This window comes from Mycobacterium saskatchewanense, from assembly GCF_010729105.1.
GTDB lineage: Bacteria > Actinomycetota > Actinomycetes > Mycobacteriales > Mycobacteriaceae > Mycobacterium > Mycobacterium saskatchewanense.
The window spans coordinates 3,317,767-3,333,558 of sequence record NZ_AP022573.1 but is presented as its reverse complement, the minus strand read 5'-3'; the positions used below and the strand labels follow the sequence as shown (position 1 = coordinate 3,333,558).

Annotated in this window: 19 protein-coding genes and 1 pseudogene; 8 read left to right on the top strand and 12 right to left on the bottom strand. The window is 68.6% G+C overall.

All coding sequences use genetic code 11. From position 1 onward, the window contains the following. Positions 1–3 precede the first annotated feature (3 nt). The 3 genes from G6N56_RS15695 to G6N56_RS15685 are packed head-to-tail and all read left to right on the top strand — an operon-like array spanning position 4 to position 2,661. Positions 4–489, top strand: coding sequence for an NUDIX hydrolase (locus G6N56_RS15695; RefSeq protein ID WP_085258297.1), 486 nt, complete (start codon positions 4–6; stop codon positions 487–489). 3 nt (positions 490–492) lie between these two features. Continuing rightward, complete coding sequence (locus tag G6N56_RS15690) at positions 493–1,398, top strand: haloalkane dehalogenase (protein WP_085258296.1); 906 nt, start codon at positions 493–495, stop codon at positions 1,396–1,398. Between the two features lie 30 nt (positions 1,399–1,428). Further along, a complete protein-coding gene (locus G6N56_RS15685; protein ID WP_085258295.1) occupies positions 1,429–2,661 on the top strand; it encodes a cytochrome P450 in 1,233 nt (410 codons plus the stop codon). Positions 2,662–2,743: 82 nt separating this feature from the next. Here the strand turns inward: G6N56_RS15685 and G6N56_RS15680 are convergent, their stop codons facing one another. Both G6N56_RS15680 and G6N56_RS15675 read right to left on the bottom strand, forming a co-directional pair. Then, the gene (locus G6N56_RS15680) at positions 2,744–3,112 is read right to left on the bottom strand and encodes a hypothetical protein (protein ID WP_085258294.1); all 369 of its coding nucleotides are present in this window, start codon (positions 3,110–3,112) and stop codon (positions 2,744–2,746) included. A gap of 86 nt (positions 3,113–3,198) precedes the next feature. After that, positions 3,199–4,278 carry an ATP-dependent DNA ligase gene (locus tag G6N56_RS15675; protein WP_085258293.1) on the bottom strand — a complete coding sequence of 360 codons (1,080 nt, stop codon included), beginning with the start codon at positions 4,276–4,278 and terminating at the stop codon, positions 3,199–3,201. 37 nt (positions 4,279–4,315) lie between these two features. On the opposite strand from G6N56_RS15675, the gene ligD reads away from it, so the two are divergent. Further along, the gene (ligD, locus tag G6N56_RS15670) at positions 4,316–5,341 is read left to right on the top strand and encodes a non-homologous end-joining DNA ligase (RefSeq protein ID WP_085258292.1); all 1,026 of its coding nucleotides are present in this window, start codon (positions 4,316–4,318) and stop codon (positions 5,339–5,341) included. Between the two features lie 5 nt (positions 5,342–5,346). Here ligD and G6N56_RS15665 read toward each other — a convergent pair whose 3' ends face one another. From G6N56_RS15665 to G6N56_RS15645, 5 genes are all read right to left on the bottom strand, one after another. Further along, the gene (locus tag G6N56_RS15665; RefSeq protein WP_085258291.1) at positions 5,347–6,150 is read right to left on the bottom strand and encodes a rhomboid-like protein; all 804 of its coding nucleotides are present in this window, start codon (positions 6,148–6,150) and stop codon (positions 5,347–5,349) included. After that, positions 6,140–7,492: a diaminopimelate decarboxylase family protein gene (locus G6N56_RS15660; protein ID WP_085258290.1), complete on the bottom strand. Its 1,353-nt coding sequence runs from the start codon at positions 7,490–7,492 to the stop codon at positions 6,140–6,142. The genes G6N56_RS15665 and G6N56_RS15660 overlap by 11 nt, the downstream gene beginning before the upstream one ends. 101 nt (positions 7,493–7,593) lie before the next feature. Further along, positions 7,594–8,211 (bottom strand): cysteine hydrolase family protein, encoded by a 618-nt coding sequence (locus G6N56_RS15655; RefSeq protein WP_085258289.1) that lies wholly within the window; start codon positions 8,209–8,211, stop codon positions 7,594–7,596. Between the two features lie 5 nt (positions 8,212–8,216). Further along, positions 8,217–8,990: an SDR family NAD(P)-dependent oxidoreductase gene (locus G6N56_RS15650; RefSeq protein ID WP_085258288.1), complete on the bottom strand. Its 774-nt coding sequence runs from the start codon at positions 8,988–8,990 to the stop codon at positions 8,217–8,219. A gap of 33 nt (positions 8,991–9,023) precedes the next feature. Next, positions 9,024–9,536 carry a PaaI family thioesterase gene (locus G6N56_RS15645; RefSeq protein WP_085258287.1) on the bottom strand — a complete coding sequence of 171 codons (513 nt, stop codon included), beginning with the start codon at positions 9,534–9,536 and terminating at the stop codon, positions 9,024–9,026. Positions 9,537–9,629: 93 nt separating this feature from the next. On the opposite strand from G6N56_RS15645, the gene G6N56_RS15640 reads away from it, so the two are divergent. Next, entirely contained in the window at positions 9,630–10,211 is a 582-nt protein-coding gene (locus tag G6N56_RS15640; RefSeq protein ID WP_085258408.1) for a TetR/AcrR family transcriptional regulator, read from the top strand. Positions 10,212–10,303: 92 nt separating this feature from the next. After that, a pseudogene (locus G6N56_RS15635) lies at positions 10,304–11,504 on the top strand (cytochrome P450). A 1-nt stretch (position 11,505) separates the two neighbouring features. Here G6N56_RS15635 and G6N56_RS15630 read toward each other — a convergent pair. Then, entirely contained in the window at positions 11,506–12,069 is a 564-nt protein-coding gene (locus tag G6N56_RS15630; protein WP_085258286.1) for a TetR/AcrR family transcriptional regulator, read from the bottom strand. A 106-nt stretch (positions 12,070–12,175) separates the two neighbouring features. Between G6N56_RS15630 and G6N56_RS15625 the strand changes: the two genes are divergently transcribed. Continuing rightward, positions 12,176–12,562: a PPOX class F420-dependent oxidoreductase gene (locus tag G6N56_RS15625; RefSeq protein WP_085258285.1), complete on the top strand. Its 387-nt coding sequence runs from the start codon at positions 12,176–12,178 to the stop codon at positions 12,560–12,562. A gap of 8 nt (positions 12,563–12,570) precedes the next feature. Here the strand turns inward: G6N56_RS15625 and G6N56_RS15620 are convergent, their stop codons facing one another. The 3 genes from G6N56_RS15620 to G6N56_RS15610 are packed head-to-tail and all read right to left on the bottom strand — an operon-like array spanning position 12,571 to position 14,475. After that, the gene (locus tag G6N56_RS15620; protein WP_085258407.1) at positions 12,571–13,554 is read right to left on the bottom strand and encodes an SDR family NAD(P)-dependent oxidoreductase; all 984 of its coding nucleotides are present in this window, start codon (positions 13,552–13,554) and stop codon (positions 12,571–12,573) included. Positions 13,555–13,585: 31 nt separating this feature from the next. Further along, a complete protein-coding gene (locus G6N56_RS15615; protein ID WP_085258284.1) occupies positions 13,586–14,287 on the bottom strand; it encodes a cutinase family protein in 702 nt (233 codons plus the stop codon). 14 nt (positions 14,288–14,301) lie between these two features. Continuing rightward, on the bottom strand, positions 14,302–14,475 hold the full coding sequence (locus G6N56_RS15610) for a CsbD family protein (protein WP_066868284.1): 174 nt from the start codon (positions 14,473–14,475) through the stop codon (positions 14,302–14,304). A 67-nt stretch (positions 14,476–14,542) separates the two neighbouring features. On the opposite strand from G6N56_RS15610, the gene G6N56_RS15605 reads away from it, so the two are divergent. Next, positions 14,543–14,701, top strand: a complete 159-nt coding sequence (locus G6N56_RS15605) for a hypothetical protein (protein ID WP_163645068.1) — start codon at positions 14,543–14,545, stop codon at positions 14,699–14,701. On the opposite strand, the gene G6N56_RS15600 is transcribed toward G6N56_RS15605, so the two are convergent. Next, the gene (locus G6N56_RS15600; protein ID WP_085258283.1) at positions 14,698–15,756 is read right to left on the bottom strand and encodes an NAD(P)H-dependent amine dehydrogenase family protein; all 1,059 of its coding nucleotides are present in this window, start codon (positions 15,754–15,756) and stop codon (positions 14,698–14,700) included. The genes G6N56_RS15605 and G6N56_RS15600 overlap by 4 nt on opposite strands. Positions 15,757–15,792: the final 36 nt, after the last annotated feature.

The following is a 15,792-nucleotide window of genomic DNA, read 5'->3' as shown; positions in this document are numbered from 1 at the left end:
CGGTTGGCCAAGCTCAGCGCGGGTGTGTTGGTCTACCGGCTGTCCGAGGGCGTTGTCGAGGTGCTGATCGCGCACCCGGGCGGCCCGTTCTGGGCCCGCAAGGACGACGGGGCCTGGTCGATTCCCAAGGGCGAGTACACCGATGGCGAGGATCCCTGGGACGTCGCACAGCGTGAGTTCGCCGAGGAACTCGGTCTGGCGGTGCCCCCAGGCCCGCGCACGGACCTCGGTGTGCTGAAACAACCCAGCGGCAAGCTCATCACCGCCTTCGCCGTCCACAGCGACCTCGATGTGACCGACACACGCAGCAACACCTTCCTGATCGAGTGGCCAAGAGGCTCGGGCACCCTGCGGGAATTCCCCGAGATCGATCGCGTTGGCTGGTTCTCGGTGGCGCGGGCACGCACGAAGCTGCTCAAGGGGCAGTTGGGATTCCTCGATCGACTGATGTCGCAGCCGGATTTGGCCGGACTACCCGAAGGGACATGAGCCATGCAGACCTTGCGAACTCCCGACGAGCGCTTCGACGACGTGCCCGATTTTCCCTATGCGCCAAGGTATTCCGAGATACCCGACGCCGAGGGCGGCGAGCTGCGGGTCGCGTGGGTCGAGGACGGGCCGAGCGACGCGGACCCCGTGCTCATGCTGCACGGCGAGCCGTCATGGTCGTACCTGTACCGCAAGATGATCCCGATCCTCGTCGCCGCCGGCCACCGCGTGATCTGCCCGGACCTCGTCGGGTTCGGTCGTTCCGACAAGCCGACCCGCCGGGAAGACCACACCTATGCGCGTCACGTCGAGTGGATGCGCGCCCTCGCGTTCGACGTGCTCGACCTCCGGAACGTGACGCTGGTCGGACAGGACTGGGGCGGGCTGATCGGGTTGCGGCTGGCCGCCGAGCATCCCGAACGGTTTTCCCGGCTGGTGGTCGCGAACACCGGCCTGCCCAACGGGGAACAGTCGATGGCCGAGGTGTGGTGGCGCTTCCGCGAGGCCATCACGACGACGCCGACGCTGAACGTCGGCTGGTTCGTGCAGGGCGGGTGCCGCCAGCAGATGAGCGACGAGGTCCGCGCGGGTTACGACGCACCATTCCCCTCCGACGAATACTGCGCCGGTCCGCGCGCCATGCCGGGGCTGGTGCCGACCTCTCCCGAGGATCCGGCGGCGGCGGCCAACAAGGCGGCGTGGACGAAGCTGTCCGTCAGCCCGACGCCCATGCTCGTCGCCTTCAGCGACAGTGATCCCATCACCGGGCCGATGGGCGCGATCTTCCGGCGTGAGATGCGCGGCGCCCAGGGCATCGATCATCCCGTGATCCACGGTGCCGGCCACTTCCTGCAGGAGGACGCCGGCGAAGAGCTGGCCGGGGACATCGTGAAATTTCTGCGCCGCTGAGCCGGTCCCGGTTGCGGGCACAATGGCTGCATGACGACCGCGTCGGCGCAAGCCGAATCGAATGGGATGCTGCTGCAGCTGCTGGACCCGGCCAACCGCGCCGACCCGTACGAGGTCTACGCGCAGTTCCGTGACCGCGGGCCGGTGCAACTGCCCGAGTCCCATCTGGTCGTCTTCTCGGGCTACCGCGACTGCGACGACGTGCTGCGCCACCCGTCGTCGAGCAGCGACAACACGAATTCGACGGTCACGAAGCGCCAGATCGAGGACGGCCTGGTGGGGCCCCGCCAAATTCCGCCGGGGTTCCTGTTCCTCGATCCGCCCGACCACACCCGGTTACGCAGGCTGGTCAGCAAGGCCTTTGTGCCGAAGGTCGTCAGCGCGTTACAACCCGACATCGAGGGCCTGGTCGACGGATTGCTGGCTGGCATCGCCGAGCAGGGTCGCTTCGATGTCGTCAGCGACTTCGCCTATCCGCTGCCCGTGGCGGTGATCTGCCGGCTGCTCGGCGTCCCGCTGGAGGACGAGCCGCAGTTCGGCCAGGCGTCGGCGGTGCTGGCGCAGGCTCTCGACCCGTTCTCTACCATCACCGGCGTGCCGCGGGAAGTGGTGAACCAGCGCATGCAGGCCGGCGCGTGGCTGCGTGGTTACTTCCACAACCTGATCGACCGCCGTCGCGCGCAGCCCGGGGACGACCTGTTGTCGTTGCTGATCGCGGTCGAGGAATCCGGCGACCAGCTGACCGAGGAGGAGATCGTCTCCACCTGTAACCTGCTGCTGATCGCGGGGCACGAGACCACGGTGAACCTCATCGGCAATGCGATCCTGGCCATGCTGCGCGACCCGGCGCAGTGGAGGGCGTTTAGCGCCGACGCCGCTCGGGCGCCCGCCATCGTCGAGGAAACGTTGCGTTACGACCCACCCGTGCAGCTGGTCGGGCGCGTTGCCGGAGCCGACATGACGATCGGGAGCGTGGACGTGCCAGCGGGTGACGTGATGATGCTGCTGTTGGCCGCGGCGCACCGCGATCCGGCGGAGTTCGCTTCGCCGGATACCTTCGACCCCGATCGGGAAGTGTTGCGGCATCTCGGGTTTGGCCGCGGGGCGCACTACTGCCTGGGCGCCCCGCTGGCCCGCCTGGAAGCCGGCGTCGCGCTGTCGGCGTTGACGGCCCGCTTCCCGTCGGCGCGCCTGGCCGGCGAACCGGAGTACAAGGCCAACGTCACGCTGCGCGGCCTGTCAACGCTGGCGGTCGAGGTCTAGCTCATTTTTCTTGGCGCGAGCGACCGTGTCTGTACGGCGACACGCCGTGTTGGGTGTACAAACGCGGACGCTCGCGACGAGGCTAATCGCGCTCCCAGGGCGGGGTTTCGTCCATCTTCCTGTAGTACTTGGCCAAGTGGCTCTTCACCCGGTCGACATCCTTTTCCGGCAGGTCGACGCCGCCGCGCGCGCCATCCATGATCGCGCCGGCCGCCATGACCCCGCGCGGCACCGCCTTCAGTTCGCCGCCGATGACGTCGGCGATGAGCAGCTTGTATGCGGTGAAATTGTCCTTCTTCTCGCCGTCGTACCAGACGTGGGCGTCGCGGTACTTCTGATTCGGCGCCTCCTCGGCGTTGGCCCACTTGCGAACACGCTTCTCGGCGGAGTCGCCGTCCCATTTCCGGTCGCGGTCCGCCAAAGGCAGATCCTGAAACGCTGTGACAGACATGCCGTTCGCGTGCCCGGGCTGGGCCGGGGCTAAACCCCCGACCCAGCACTTATCCGGGCAGCAGCGCAGCGACGGGAAAGACGCCGTCAACCCACCTGGGCGGAGCCCAGACCCGGCACGATGTCCCCGAGGCTGAAGGTCAGCGGTTGCTCGAGTTGGTCATAAGTGCACGAGCGCGGGTCGCGGTCGGGGCGCCATCGGTTGAACTGGGCGGTGTGGCGGAACCGCGCACCCTCCATGTGGTCATAGCGGACCTCGACGACGCGCTCGGGCCGCAGCGGCACGAACGAGAGGTCCTTTCCGGCGTTCCAGCGTGAGAATTCGTTCTTGCGCGGCGTCCGCTCGCCGGCTTCGTGGGCGGCCCAGTTCCACGGATGGCCCTCGAAGCTCGTGACGAGGGGCTGCAGCTCGGTGAACAGCCGCCGCCGCTCGGCCATTGGGAAGGCGCCGATCACACCGACCGAGGCCAGCTGCCCGTCCCCCTGGTAGAGGCCCAGCAGCAGCGATCCGATGGCGTCGCCGCCGGACTTGTGCACGCGATACCCGGCGACCACGCAGTCGGCGGTCCGCTCGTGCTTGACCTTGAACATCACGCGCTTGTCCGGCTGATAGGTGACCGTCAGCGGCTTGGCGATGACGCCGTCGAGGCCGGCCCCCTCGAACTCCTCGAACCACCGGTGTGCGGTTTCCAGATCGGTGGTCGCCGGCGTGATGTGGATCGAGGGCCCGGCGCCCGCGAGCGCGTCGACCAGGGCGGCACGCCGTTCGGTGAACGGGCGTCGGGTGTAGTCGTCGTCGCCGACGGCAAGCAGATCGAAGGCGATGAAGGACGCCGGCGTCGCCTTCGACAGCATGCGCACCCGCGAGTCGGCCGGATGGATGCGCTGTTGCAGCGCTTCGAAATCCAGGCCGTGGTCGGTCGCAACGACGATCTCCCCGTCGATCACGCAGCGTGCCGGCAACTCGGCCCGGACGGCCTCCACCAGCTCGGGGAAATAGCGTGTCATCGGGCGCTCGTTGCGGCTGCCCAGCTCCACCTCGTCGCCGTCGCGGAAGCAAATGGACCGGAAACCGTCCCACTTGGGCTCGTACGACGCGTCCGGCGGGATCGACGCGACCGATTTCGCCAGCATGGGGGAGACCGGCGGCATCACGGGGAGGTCCATGGGTTCATTGTGGCGGGCGGCGTGCTGGAATCGGACTATGGCAGCTGCGGAAGAGTTCGACGTCGACGGCATCGCGGTGCGGCTGACCAGTCCCGACAAGGTGTATTTCCCCAAGCTGGGCTCCGGCGGCACGAAGCGCCGGCTCGTCGAGTACTACCTCGCGGTGGCCGGCGGCCCGATGCTGATCTCGCTGCGGGACCGGCCCACACACCTGCAGCGCTTCCCGGACGGCATCGACGGCGAGGAGATTTACCAGAAGCGGATACCGCAGCACCATCCCGACTACCTCGAGACATGCCGGGTGACGTTCCCGTCCGGGCGAACCGCGGACACGCTGCGGGTCACCCATCCGGCCGCGATCGTGTGGGCGGCGCAGATGGGCACCGTCACGCTGCATCCGTGGCAGGTGACCTGCCCGGACACCGACCACCCAGACGAGCTGCGCGTCGACCTGGATCCGCAGCCCGGCGTTGCGTTCAAGGAGGCACGGGCCGTCGCGCTCGACGTGCTGTACCCGCTGCTCGACGAGCTCGGCCTGGTGGGATACCCGAAGACCTCGGGCGGCCGGGGGATTCACGTGTTCCTCCGGATCGCTCCCTACTGGGACTTCGTGGAGGTGCGCCGGGCGGGGATCGCGCTGGCCCGGGAGGTGGAGCGCCGCGCCCCCGACGCCGTGACGACGTCCTGGTGGAAGGAGGAACGCGGCAAGCGCATCTTCATCGACTTCAACCAGAACGCCCGGGATCGCACCATGGCGTCGGCCTACTCGGTGCGGCCCACGCCGATCGCGACGGTGTCGACCCCGCTCACGTGGGACGAGCTCGCCGGCGCCGAGCCCGACGACTACACCATGGCGACGGTGCCCGAGCTGGTGCGACGCCGCGAGGACCCCTGGGCCCCGATGCGCGACGTCGCCCAGTCGATTGACCCGTTGCTGGAGATGGCCGCCGCCGACGAGGAGCGCGGGCTCGGCGACATGCCGTACCCCCCGAACTACCCGAAGATGCCGGGCGAGCCGAAGCGGGTGCAGCCGAGCAAGGATCGCGATCGCAAGAGCCAGTAGGCGGACTAGGCCCACCGGCCGTTGCGCCACCGGACCATCTGGTCGATCGACTGCGCGGCGAGCGCCATGACCAGGCCCGCGACCGGAGCCAGCGCCCACGACCCGGACAGCATCACGTAGCCGAACGCGGCGCCGACGAGCAGCAGCATCAGCCGCACGGGCGTCCACCGCTCGGTCGACCGCAACCGGAACGACAGCGCGAAGCCCAGCAACAGCGCCAGCACGTGACCGACGGCGGTGAAGTCTCCGACCCACGTCGCGGCCACCGCGACGCCCAGCCACCAGCCGATCCACACCGGCCGCCAGCGCACCGGTATGGAGGACGTCAGGGCGCCGAGAACGCACACCGCCCCATAGCTGATGCCCACGTCGGTGGCACGAGCTACGGAGACCGGGACCCATCCCGTCTCCACCGCCCCGACCAGACCGACGGCGACCACCAGCGTCGCACCGATGTGGCCGACCGCGAACGTGATCACCAAACCCGTGCTCCGCCAAATGATTTCACCGAGCGCCAACAGGCACACCAGCCCCGGCAGCCAGACGTAGACGTCGTCGCCGTCGTTGACGAACGCGCTGCCGACCAGGGTGGCCAGGTGGCCGTGCGCCAGGTTGTGCAGGTTGGTGCTCATCTGGCCCACGGCGACGGCCCGCGCGTGCGGGCCCATGGCCGTGAGGGTGGCCGAGACGGCGAGCAGGACGACGGCGTACGCCGTGGTGACCCGCAGCGACGCCGCGCCGGCCAAGGTCCGCGCCGCCACTTCGGTCCACCGGCCGAAGCTTTCCCGCACGGGGTGGTCAGCCAGCATGGCGTGCTTCCCGGGTGCCCGGAGACCAACCGCTATCGCGCGCCAGCAGGTCCGCGACGGTCTCGCGGCGCACCAACTCCTGGGAGCGGCCGCCGACCACGCCGATCAGCGGAGGGTGGCCGGCCAGATTGCGGCCCGACCCGGTCGAGTAGTGGTATGCACCAGTGCACGCGACCGCCAGCAGGTCGCCCGGGTGGATGTCGGCCGGCAGTTCCACGTCGCGGGCGATCTCGTCACCGGCTTGTCCGTGCCGCCCCAGTACCGTGACGGGCGCCGTGGCGGTCGGCAGATGCCGGTTTGCCAGTGCCACAGTCTGTTTGGCGCCCCGGGCCGCGCCGGGCGCATGCCGGCCGACGTCGCCGTCCACCGCGACGAGCGTCCGCCCGCCCTGCTGGCGCTTGACGGCGATGACCCGGTGCAGCGTGATCCCGGCGCGCGCCGCGATCGCCCGCCCGGGCTCGATCGCGATGCGCGGGCGGGGATACCGATGCTCGGCGCAGACGGTCTCGAGTGCGGTTTCGATCGCCGCGGCGAGCGCCCGGGGGTTGAGCTCCGGCTCGCCGGACGAGCACGGCACGGCCTGCCCGCCGCCGAGGTTCAACTCGGTGAGCACCACCTGATGGCGCTCGCGGACCTCGGCCATGAGTGCGATCATCTGCCGGACGGCTTCCCCGTAGGGCGCGGCGTCGGTGAGCTGCGAACCGAGTTGGCAGTGCAGGCCGCCCAGGTCCAGCCACTGCTGGCCCAGGATGCGCTTGATCGCGCCGGACGCCTGGCCGTCCGCGAGCGTGAAGCCGAACCTCTGGTCGTGCGGCCCGCCTCCGACGTCGGGGATCACCCGAAGGAGCACCCGCTGTCGGCGGCGCACCCGGCCGGCCAGCAGCGCGATCTCGTTCGGGGCGTCGATCACCACGCGCCCCACCCCTGCGGTAACCGCATCGTCGAGCTGGGCCGCGGTCTTCGCGTTGCCGTGCAGGACGATGCGCGCCGGCGGCACGTCGGCGGCCAGCGCGGTGGCGAGCTCGCCGGCCGAGCAGACATTGACTCCGGCGCCCTCGGCGGCCGCCCAACCGGCCACGGCGACGCTCAACAGGGCCTTGCCCGCGTAGATCACCTCGGCGTCGGGCAGCGCGGCGCGGTAGCACCGGATGCGGGCGCGGAAGTCTTCCTCGTCGACCACGTGGGCAGGGGTGCCGAACGTGTCCGCGATCTCGGTGGTGGGCACACCTCCGACGCAGAGCCGGCCCGACGCGTCGACGTAGGCGCTCAGCGGCCAGATCGCGCGGTCGAGGTGCGGGTTCAACCCGTGCCGCAACGAGGGGAGCAGCTCGAAGAGCGTCATGCTTCCAAGGTGCTGGCCGGCCGCCGATCCGGCCACGTTCTTAACGAAGCCTTCACACCCGCGCGATGAATCTTCACGGATCCCGCACCGGCCGGGCCGAATCAGCCGGTCGGTATCGCGGCGACCACCTCGTCGGCGGTCAGAATTGCGCTCGCATAGTTCGGGATATTGACCTTGAGCGCGGCATGCATTTCGGTATCGGAATAGTCGGCGGTCGCGTCCCGCACCACGGTCACGTCGTACCCGAGTTCGGCGGCGAATCGCACGGTCGCCTCCAGACAGGTATGCGCGATGAGGCCGATGGCGATGAGCCGGTGAATGCCGTGGCGCTTGAGCTGGAGATCCAGATCGGTGTTGGCGAAGCCGCTGGAACACCAGTGCTCGCCTGCGACGATGTCGCCGGGCCGCGGCTCGAAGTCGCCATGCAGTTCCCCGCCCCACGTGCCGTATTCGAACGTTCGCCGCGACCAGGCCGCCTTCTGGATCGGCGCGACGTATCGCCACGATTCGTAATCCCCCGGGCGATACCGGCGGTGCAGCGCATAAAACGCGCGGATCTCGGCGCGTCGGGCGGCATCGAGAACCCGCTTCATATGGGCCACGCAGTCGTTGGCCTCGATGACGCCTTTCAGGCGATCCCACACTTTCCCACCCGGCGAGATGAAGTCGTTGTAGGGATCGATCACCAGCAGCCCGGTCGAGTCCTTGCTGAACGCCACGGTCGCTATCTTCCGCCGCGGCCAGCCGAAGTACCAGCGAACGGGACGTCGTCAGGAGCCGCGTGCCGGGCCGCGAGCAGGGCCCGCGCGGCATCCCCGATCGGAATCCGCAGCGGCAGCTGTGGCTTTTCGGCGGCATCGACGACCTCGGTGGCGACCTGCTCAGGGGTGATGATCCCGGCGCGGGGGCCGCCCCCCTTCAGGATGGCGGCGTACGGGTCCTCCGGCAGGGTGTGCGTGGTCACGTTGTCCAGGGCGCCCGAGCTCACCGCGCCCGGCTCGAGCAGGGCGGCCTGGACGCCGAACGGCGCCACCTCCATCGCGAGCGCTTCGACAAGCGCCTCCAGCGCCCACTTGGTGGACGCGTAGGCCGCCCCGGGCGGGCGCACGACGCGCCCCATGACGCTCGACATGAACAGGAGCTTGCCGTCGCCGCGGGCGCGTAGCTGCGGCAGTACCGCCTGCGCCACGCGGATCGCGCCGACGGTGTTGAGGTTCAACAGCCGCTGTAACTCCGCGAGCGGTGTGGCCTCGACGGCGGCGTAGAAGATCCCTCCCGCGTTGTTGACGACGATGTCGAGCTCGCCGGCGGCCGCGACGGCGGCGGTGACGCTGGCGTCGTCGGTGACGTCCAGGGTCAAGCGCTCGCTGACGTCCAAGTCGTCCAGGGCGCGCGGATCGCGCGCGGTGGCGATGACGCGGTGCCCGCGGCGGGTGAACTCTGTGGCGATGGCGCGGCCGATGCCGCGGTTGGCGCCCGTGATCAGGACAGCCGACATGGGGGTGCTCCTCTCAGCTTCGCGATTGGAAGATCAACTTCGCGATTGGAAGATCAATAGCGTGCTGGTCGCGGTGGCGACGAGCCTTCCGGCCGCGTCGGCGACCGTGCCCTCGGCGAACCCGATGCGCGAGCCGGCCTTGACCACGCTGCCGACCGCCGTCAGCGGTCCGCTGTCCACGGTGACCGCCTTGAGGTAGTTGACCTTGATCTCGACGGACGTGTAGGCGACGCCTTCTGGCAGCGTCGTGTGCAGCGCGCAGGCGGTGGCCGTATCCAGCAGCGTGCACACGGCGCCGCCATGGACCATGCCCATCGGGTTGTACATGGAAGCGTCCGGCTCGCACCCGAAGGTGATGCGGCCGTGCTCGACGTTCATCACCCGCATCCGCAACAGCTCGCTGATGGGGGGCGCTGGCAGCTGTCCGTCCGCGACGGCCTTCCAGTAAGCCAGCCCGGATGTCGACGCGACCGCGGCCTGGGTGGCCAGCGGGTCGCTCCACGTCACCACGCGTGACTGCCCGGCGGCTTGTTCAACGGTCGTCATGCGCGCATCCTCGAAAACTGATCGGTTTACTTGACAGGGCTAACCTAGCGGAATCGGCCGCTTTTGTAAACCGTTCGGTGTACTGTGACGGACATGCCGACGACGAGCGTCAAAGGGCACGGGGCGCGCGAGCGCATCGAGCGCGCCGCGGCGGGGCTGTTCTACCGTCGGGGAATCCACGCGACCGGCGTCGAACTCATCGCTCAGGAGGCCAACGTCTCCAAGCGCACGCTCTATCAGCACTTCGCCAGCAAAAACGACCTCGTCGACGCCTACCTGCGCAACATCGATGCCAGCGGAGGATCGTCCGTCGAGAAACGGCTCGCCGACACCCGGCTGTCGGCGCGCGAGCGGCTGCTGGCGATCTTCGAGATGCCGCGAGCCGGCCTCGTGCGTGGGTGCCCCTTCCACAACGCGGCCGTGGAGTCGGCCGGATCGTTGACGACCACCGACGAGCTCGTGAAGGCCCACAAGCGGGAGTTCACCCGCCGCCTCGTCGCGGTGGCGGCTGAGGCGGGCGCCGCCGACCCCGACCAGTTGGGTCGGCAGCTCGCCGTGCTCTTCGAGGGCGCGGCCGCGCTGGCGACGTCGCTGAACGACGCAGCACCCGTGGCGCACGCCCGGGCGGCAGCGGCCACGCTCGTCGACGCCGCGGTGGGCTCCGGACGCTCTTGACGCGCCCCCGCCCGCCCCGTTAGACAAGGCTGCGCTTCTGAGTTGGGCGATCGCCCAAATTGCCTTCGAGCGGCCCAGGCAAGGATCGATCGATGACCGTCACACCCGACACCGACGTCTACTACGACCCCTACGACGTCGGCATCGTCGTCGACCCCTACCCCACGTACGCGCGGCTGCGTGAAGAGGCGCCGATCTACTACAACGGGCGGTACGACTTCTGGGCCATCTCGCGGCATTCCGACGTCGAGCGCGCGTTGGCGAATTGGCAGGTCTTTTCCAGCCGGCGCAGCGACATCCTCGAATTGATCCAGTCGAAGTTCGAAATGCCCAGTGGCGTCATGATGTTCCAGGACCCACCCGAGCACACGCGGTTGCGCGGGCTGATGTCGCGGGTCTTCACGCCCCGCCGGATGGCCGCGCTCGAGGACCAGATCCGGCGGTACTGCGTTCGGTGCCTGGACCCGCTGGTGGGCTCCGGCGGTTCGACATCATCGCCGAACTGGCGTCGATGATGCCGATGCGGGTCATCGGGATGCTGCTGGGAATCCCGGAATCCGAACAGGTTTCGGTGCGAGACGCCAACGACGCGAACCTGCGCACCAAGCCCGGTGCGCCGTTGAAGGTCGCCGACGCCGACTCCGTCGCCGACGGGCGGATGTACGCCGACTATGTCGAATGGCGGTCCAGAAATCCCTCCGACGACCTGATGACGACGCTGCTGAACGTCGAGATCGACGACGATCAAGGGGTGCGCCGCAAGCTGACCCGCGAGGAGGTGCTGCACTACACGCAGGTGGTCGCCGGTGCGGGCAACGAGACGACGGCCGGCTGATCGGCTGGCTGGCCAAGGTGCTCGCCGAGCATCCCGATCAGCGCCGACAGATCCATGAGGACCGTTCGTTGCTGAGCCGTGCCGTCGATGAGACGCTACGGTTCGAGCCGACCGGCCCGCACGTCGCCCGTTGGATGGCAAGGGATTTCGAGTGCCGCGGCACCACCGTTCCGGCCGGCAGCGCAGTGCTGCTACTGTTCGGCGCGGCCAACCGAGATCACCGACGTTACGCCGACCCGGACACCTTCAACATCCATCGCGACAACATCTCGCACATCACGTTCGGGAAGGGCGTGCACTACTGCCTCGGGGCGAACCTGGCGCGCCTGGAGGGGCGGGTCGCTCTCGACGAGCTCCTCAACCGCTGGCCCGAATGGGGCATCGACTATGGCACCGCGCAATTGGCCTCAACGTCCACCGTTCGCGGCTGGGAGCGGCTTCGGGTGGTGCTGCCGTAGATCAGGTCGGCGGCTCGAGCCGGTCGATGAAGCGGCTGACCAGCGCGAAGGCCTCGTCGTGCCCGCGTGCGGCGCCGAGTGCCTGTTCCATGATCAGGGTGCGGCCGATCGCGGCGACGACCACCGCCATGCCGGCGGGCGGGAATTGCTCTGCGTCTAAATCATTTTGGTGGACGATCGAGTTCAGCGCACTGATCTGCATCTCGCGCCACCGCTCCGTCCAGTTCGCAATCTCGGCCCTGATGTCCTTGCGGTGATTGGCCAGCCCCATGAACTCCTGCAGCAACCGCGCGTCCTTGGGCTCGATGAGGGTGTGCCACAGGGCGTGCAGCGGATGTTCGGATTCCAGCGCCCGCTGCTGGCGTTCAAGGTAGGCGGCGGCGCCCCGGCGGAAGACGTCCCGGTACAACTCGTCCATCGTGGGGAAGTAGTAGTGCACCAGGGCCGGTTTGACGCCGGCCTGGGCCGCCACCCGGCGCGACGTGGCAGCGGCATAGCCCTCCTCGACCATGATCAGAATCGTCGCGTCGATCAGCAGGTCGCGAGCGGTGGAGTCGCGGGCCATCAACGGACCCTAAATTGGGTGGTCGCCGACAATCAACCACCGATGATTAGAAATCTGCTGACCGGGGAATTGCCCGTCCAAATTCCTCCCAGGATCAAGGACCATTGTGGCCACCACGTTCAACGACGTCATCCGGTCGAAGTACCTGCTGCTGACGACCTTCACCAAGGACGGCCGGCCCAAGCCGACACCGATCTGGGGCGTGCCCGACGGTGACAAGCTGTTGGTGATCACCGATGACGGCTCGTGGAAAGTGAAGCGCATCAACAACACTCCCCGGGTGACGATCGCCAGGAGCGCGGCATTGGGTAAGCCCAAGAGCGAGCCGGTCGAGGCGGTCGCCCGCGTGCTGCCGAAGTCGGAGACGCAGCGGGTCTACAACGCGGTGCTGAAGCGATATTGGTATCACGCCTGGTGGTTCTACGCACACTCGATCGTCCGCGGCGGCATCCACAAGGTGCACATCGGGCTCGAGATCGAAGCCGCCGCGTAGGCCCCGGGTCAGCCGATCGCGCGAAAGGCCTCGAAAGTGTCGGACAGCGTCTCGAGCGGCGTCCGATAGGTGATGCCGAGGTCTCGTTGGCTCGGGGAATCGTCGGAGGCCGGCATCTGGGTGTAGTACTGCATCCCCGCCCACGTGATGGGCGTGTCGAAGGGCAGAAAGCGCCCGGCGCGATCCAGGATCGCCCCCGCGGCGCGCAGCGCGCTATCGGGAATCGGGACCGAGACCACCGGCGTCCCGGACACTTGGCCGAGCAGGTCGGCGAGTTCGGCCGCCGGGACCCGGTGCCCGCCCGCCATGTAGCGCCGCGGCCCGCGGCCGGGCTCCAGGAGCGCCGCGTGCAGGGCGGCCAGGTCGCGCACGTCGATGATCAACCACGCTGCGCTGCGCCCGGGGATCGCGTGCATCTGCACCGCCGCCTTGACGCCTTCCCCGGCCTCGCCGAACTGGTCGCCCACCGGCGGGCCGATCACCATGCCGGGATAGGTGATGTTCACCGGCGCGCCCGCGTCCTGCAGACCGCGGGCATAGATCTCGACCTGAGCCTTCGACGTTCCGTATCCGTCGGCCCCGCCCACCACCGGCAGGTCCGCCGAGAGCGTCTGAAGGCCCGGATGGAACAACGCACTGAAGCTGGACACGTGGATGATCGGGTCCAGCCCGAGCTCGACCGACTGGCCCAGGACGTTCTGGGCGCCCTGCATGTTGGTCGCCAGCATCTCGTTCGTCTGGCGGGGATCGGTGGCGACGAGCGCCGCGCTGTGCACGACGGCGTCGCAGCCCTGTAACGCTTCGCGCACCGAGACGCGGTCGGTGATGTCACCGACGGCGAAGTCCGACACGTCAACGCCCAGCTGGGCGACCGAGGTCTTCAGCTTCTCGGGAGTGCGGACCAGGAACCGGACCTCATGCCCCGCGTCGGCGATCGCCTTGGCGCTCCAGCCGCCGACGAACCCGGTACCCCCCGTGATCAGAACGCGCATGCTGCGATTCTGCATTGCCCCGCCGCGGGCCTCACAGGTGACTGGCGGCAAAGGTCGCGGCCTGCGCCGTCATGCCGTTCAGCGGGTAGGAAACGTGTGCGAAGGCGTCGGTGCCGCCGTTGCCGCAAACCCCGTCGCCCGGCGCGCACAACTCCAGGGTCTTCGGCTGGTACAGCGGCCCGATCGCGATCGTAGGCGCGCCGTACTTCTTGAGGAACTGGTCCGAGGGCGTCCCGAAGAGCGTGACCGCGGCGACGTGATTGGCGATCTCCGGCGGCATCGGCGGCGGCACCGCCCCAGCGGGCACGCCCGACGGCACCGACGCGGAGGTGACGAACCCGGCGACCGCCGCGCCCTGCGAGTAGCCGCCCAACACCTCCCGGGTCTTCGGGCAGTTCGCCGCCATCGATTCGACATGCGAACTCGCGTCACGGATGCCGTCGATCACCCCGAGGGGGAAGTCGCTGTTCGAAAAGTCCGTGCTCGCCGGGTAATTGACCGGATACACGCCGAGCGAACGGCCACCGATCTGCGCACGCAGCGCGTCGACGAAGGAATTGCCGACGCCGCCGACCCCGGGCGGCTCGCCGGACCCGCGCGCGAACACGACCTCGACATCGGGACACGGGTCAGCCGACGCCGAGGGCGCGTACGCGCTGGACGCCACCGACGCCGCCACCGCCGCGAGGACGGTGGCGAACGCCGGTAGGCGCCACGTGGGTTTGGTTGTCACTGAAGTGAAGTCGCCTACTTCTTGAAGGCGTCCTTCACCTTCTCGCCGGCGTCCTTGAGGCTCGACTTGGCCTGGTCCGCGCGGCCCTCGTTCTTGGTGTCGTGGTCCCCTGTCGCCTTGCCGACGGCTTCCTTCGCCCGGCCGCCGAGGTCCTCGATCTTGTTCTTCAGCTTGTCTTCGTTGCTCATTGACTGGGGCTACCCACCGGCGGGTCATATCGAAACCACCGCCCCCGGACCTGTCATCATGGAGTGCGTGAGCACCGCGATCGTGGTGGCAGTGGTACTGGTGCTGATGCTGCTGGGCATCGGCATGGTGGCCAACCAGCTGCTGCGGCTGAGACGATATTTGAACAGCACTCCGCCCGATCAGCCTCCGACCGCGGAGCCGCGCGAGCCACCGGTCTCGGGTTAGCCAGACGGGACGTGCCCACGGGGCAGCGTCAGCGGGAGATCGGTGTACGTGGCGATGCCGGGCGCCGCGGCGACGACGGCCGGGATCGCGTTGATCGTGGGCATCGCGGTCATGATGTGGCCCAGCGTCATGAACTCCGCGAGCGTCTGCGCCTGGAAGTAGGGCGGCGGCAGGAAGCCGACCTTCGTCGTGACCGTGGGCTGCCCGTCGATTTGGATGACCCAGCCGTCCTGGTCGATCTTCCAGTCCGGCTCGAGCGTCTGCCCCTTGCGCCATCGGACGTTGAGGTCGACGACGGTCCTGCCGCCCGCGGTGCCCTGCCAGCTCGCGTAGACGCCCGCGACGCAGCCCGCGCCGATCGTCCAGGAGCCGAGGTCGAGATCGGCCGTGGTCTGGGCGTGTTCGGCCACACACCGCACCGCGTCGAGTTCGACGCCAAGCGCGTCAGCCACCAGCCGGACGGCCTCGCCGAAGATGGCCGTCCCGTGCTCGGTCATCGTCTGTAGGCCGGGATGGTCGATCGGCTGACCGAATCCCACCGGCTTCTCGGTGGCCGGCGAGTCGTAGAACGTGGTGTCGGCGGCTTCGGTCACGGTGACCTTGTCGATGCGGTTGCACACCATCGCCGACACGATGGCCAACAGTTCGGCGAAGCCGGGGCTGACCCCGGAACCGAACATCGTCGACCCGCCCTGCCGGCACGCCTCGACGATGCGGTCGCGGCCCTCGCCGAGGTTCTGCCCGGTGATGAACGATGCCGTCGTCACGACGTTGACTCCGGCGGACAGGATCCGGACGAGTTCGTCGACGTCGATCCACATCGGGTTGTAGACCACGCAGTCCGGCTTGCCCGCGAGCAGCTCGTCGATGTCGTTGGTGGCGGTCACTCCGAGGGGCGGGATGCCCACCAGCTCGCCCGCGTCGCGGCCGGCCTTGTCGGGCGACCAGGCATAGCACCCGACCAGCTCCAGCGCGGGATGGCCGGCGATCGACTGCAGCGAACTCTTGCCGACGTTGCCGGTGTTCCACTGGACGACTCGATACTTGTTTGGCACCCGCTCAGCATAGGGGAATGACGCTCTCGTGAGCGA

Bases quoted from the DNA above. Each gene is read 5' to 3' on its own strand.
- G6N56_RS15690 (WP_085258296.1), top strand. From the start codon at position 493: ATGCAGACCTTGCGAACTCCCGACGAGCGCTTCGACGACGTGCCCGAT.
- G6N56_RS15660 (WP_085258290.1), bottom strand. From the start codon at position 7,492: ATGACGCTCTTCGAGCTGCTCCCCTCGTTGCGGCACGGGTTGAACCCG.
- G6N56_RS15685 (WP_085258295.1), top strand. From the start codon at position 1,429: ATGACGACCGCGTCGGCGCAAGCCGAATCGAATGGGATGCTGCTGCAG.
- G6N56_RS15650 (WP_085258288.1), bottom strand. From the start codon at position 8,990: ATGTCGGCTGTCCTGATCACGGGCGCCAACCGCGGCATCGGCCGCGCC.
- G6N56_RS15680 (WP_085258294.1), bottom strand. From the start codon at position 3,112: ATGTCTGTCACAGCGTTTCAGGATCTGCCTTTGGCGGACCGCGACCGG.
- G6N56_RS15620 (WP_085258407.1), bottom strand. From the start codon at position 13,554: ATGCGCGTTCTGATCACGGGGGGTACCGGGTTCGTCGGCGGCTGGAGC.
- G6N56_RS15640 (WP_085258408.1), top strand. From the start codon at position 9,630: ATGCCGACGACGAGCGTCAAAGGGCACGGGGCGCGCGAGCGCATCGAG.
- G6N56_RS15630 (WP_085258286.1), bottom strand. From the start codon at position 12,069: ATGGCCCGCGACTCCACCGCTCGCGACCTGCTGATCGACGCGACGATT.
- G6N56_RS15610 (WP_066868284.1), bottom strand. From the start codon at position 14,475: ATGAGCAACGAAGACAAGCTGAAGAACAAGATCGAGGACCTCGGCGGC.
- G6N56_RS15665 (WP_085258291.1), bottom strand. From the start codon at position 6,150: ATGCTGGCTGACCACCCCGTGCGGGAAAGCTTCGGCCGGTGGACCGAA.
- G6N56_RS15675 (WP_085258293.1), bottom strand. From the start codon at position 4,278: ATGGACCTCCCCGTGATGCCGCCGGTCTCCCCCATGCTGGCGAAATCG.
- ligD (WP_085258292.1), top strand. From the start codon at position 4,316: ATGGCAGCTGCGGAAGAGTTCGACGTCGACGGCATCGCGGTGCGGCTG.
- G6N56_RS15645 (WP_085258287.1), bottom strand. From the start codon at position 9,536: ATGACGACCGTTGAACAAGCCGCCGGGCAGTCACGCGTGGTGACGTGG.